This is a genomic window from Mycobacterium sp. (assembly GCF_049683935.1).
In the GTDB taxonomy this organism is placed as follows: Bacteria; Actinomycetota; Actinomycetes; order Mycobacteriales; family Mycobacteriaceae; genus Mycobacterium.
In genome coordinates this window covers 1-2059 of sequence record NZ_JBAUJR010000129.1, presented here as the reverse complement: position 1 = coordinate 2059, position 2059 = coordinate 1, and the positions used below count along the sequence as shown (strand labels likewise).

Below are 2059 nucleotides of genomic sequence, written 5' to 3'. Positions count from 1 at the left end.
GGGCGCCCGGGCGACGGCGTTCGTCGTCGGGTTCGGCGCCCCCGGCGACACCGCAACGACGCGGGCGGTCGAACTCGCCGACGGACTGTGGCACGAGGCGGGACTGCTGGGCGCGGGCATCGTCGGTGGCGACATGGTGCAGGCCCCGCAGTGGGTCGTCTCGGTGGCCGCGCTCGGAGACCTCGACGGGCTCCACCCTGTCTGCCGCAGCGGCGCGCAGCCGGGCGACACCGTGGCGGTGATCGGTGATCTGGGTTGCTCGACAGCCGGGTATACGGTGTTGCACAACGGGATCGGTGGATTCGACGATCTGCGCGGACGCCACCGGGTGCCTGTGCCGCCCTACGGTCAGGGAGCGGTCGCGGCGCGTGCCGGGGCGACGTCGATGACCGATGTCTCCGACGGGCTCCTCGCCGACCTGGGCCACATCGCCACCGCCTCCGGGGTGTGGGTGGACCTGTCTGCAACCGGTCTGCGTGACGACGTCGATGCGCTGACCGGCGCTGCCGCCGCGACGGGATCCGATCCGTGGGAGTGGGTGCTGGGAGGTGGGGAAGATCACGCGCTGGTGGCGACGTTCCCAGTGGCTGCGCCTCCCGGCTGGCGGGTGATCGGCACGGTGTCCGATGTCGCAGACGCACCTCCCCGGGTGACCGTCGACGGCGTGGCGTGGGGCGGTGACCCGGGCTGGCAATCCTTCTGACGACGCCGCCCGCTAGGTTGGCCAATCGTGACAGCACGTCCTCTCAGCGAGTTGGTCGACGAGGCCTGGGCCCGCGCACTCGCACCGGTTGAACCCCAGGTCGCACAGATGGGCGAGTTCCTGCGCTCAGAGCTGGCCGGTGGCCGACCGTATCTGCCGTCCGGGTCGAACGTGTTGCGCGCGTTCACGTTTCCATTCGACCGGGTCCGCGTGCTGATCGTCGGCCAGGATCCGTACCCGACGCCCGGACACGCGGTCGGTCTGAGCTTCTCGGTCGCTCCCGAGGTGAAACCGCTGCCGCGGAGCCTGGCCAACATCTACACCGAATACCGCGACGACCTCGGCCATCCGGCACCGTCCACCGGTGATCTGACCCCGTGGGCGCAGCAGGGGGTGATGTTGCTCAACCGTGTTCTGACCGTGCGCCCGGGCACGCCGGCGTCACACCGCGGAAAGGGGTGGGAGGCCGTCACCGAATGCGCGATCCGTGCGCTGGTGGCTCGTCAGCAGCCGCTGGTGGCGGTGCTGTGGGGGCGCGACGCCGCCACGCTGAAACCCATGCTGGGTGACACCATGACCATCGAGTCGGCGCATCCGTCGCCGCTGTCGGCGTCGCGGGGATTCTTCGGGTCGCGACCGTTCAGCCGCGCCAACGAACTCCTGGAGACGATGGGCGCCGAGCCAGTCGACTGGCGGCTACCCTGACGTCGATCCGCCGGCTGTCAGCCGCGCGAGACCTTGCCGGCCTTCAGGCAGGACGTGCACACGTTCACCCGCTGCTTGTTGCCGCCCGGGCGCGACACAGCGCGCACCGGCTGGATGTTCGGGTTCCAGCGACGGCTGGTCCGGCGATGGGAGTGCGACACCGACTTGCCGAAGCCGGGGCCCTTCCCGCAGATATCGCACACGGCAGCCATATGCAGAACTCCTCGAATCAGTACGTGGGGGCTGGGTCTTGGCCGCGGACTTGCCACGGGTGACCCGACAACCTGATCAGAATACCGGCCGCCGCATATATCGCCAAAACCGGCAGCGCTGCGGTGTCCACAGCCGTGACCTTGCAGTCTACGAAGCTGTCCGCACCACTGGATAGGCTGACGCGACGGCGGCACTGTGGTCTGGAGGTGGGATGGCGGTTCGGCGGCTCGATGCGCCTGCCCTGCGGAGTTGGGCACATACCGCGGTCGCCGATCTCATCCGGCACACCGACGAGATCAACCGGCTCAACGTGTTCCCGGTGGCCGATGCCGACACGGGCACGAACATGCTGTTCACGATGCGTGCCGCCTGGGCGCAGGCCGACGCGCGCGGGACTGTCGACGACGTCGCGCACGTGGCCGCCGCGCTGGCCGAAGG

General features: G+C 69.6%; 3 protein-coding genes and 1 pseudogene. 3 read left to right on the top strand and 1 reads right to left on the bottom strand.

Features of this window, described 5'->3' with window-relative positions; translation table 11 throughout:
- Together WA965_RS07715 and WA965_RS07710 are read left to right on the top strand one after the other, a co-directional pair.
- Positions 1-703, top strand: a 703-nt coding sequence (locus tag WA965_RS07715) for a thiamine-phosphate kinase (protein WP_526447316.1), incomplete at its 5' end; no start/stop codon positions are given.
- A gap of 27 nt (positions 704-730) precedes the next feature.
- Positions 731-1408, top strand: a complete 678-nt coding sequence (locus WA965_RS07710; RefSeq protein ID WP_526297369.1) for a uracil-DNA glycosylase — start codon at positions 731-733, stop codon at positions 1406-1408.
- A gap of 17 nt (positions 1409-1425) precedes the next feature.
- Here WA965_RS07710 and rpmB read toward each other — a convergent pair whose 3' ends face one another.
- Positions 1426-1620 carry a 50S ribosomal protein L28 gene (gene rpmB, locus WA965_RS07705; protein WP_178362158.1) on the bottom strand — a complete coding sequence of 65 codons (195 nt, stop codon included), beginning with the start codon at positions 1618-1620 and terminating at the stop codon, positions 1426-1428.
- A 212-nt stretch (positions 1621-1832) separates the two neighbouring features.
- Here rpmB and WA965_RS07700 point away from each other — a divergent pair.
- Positions 1833-2059 (top strand): annotated as a pseudogene (locus WA965_RS07700) (DAK2 domain-containing protein); the annotation flags it as partial.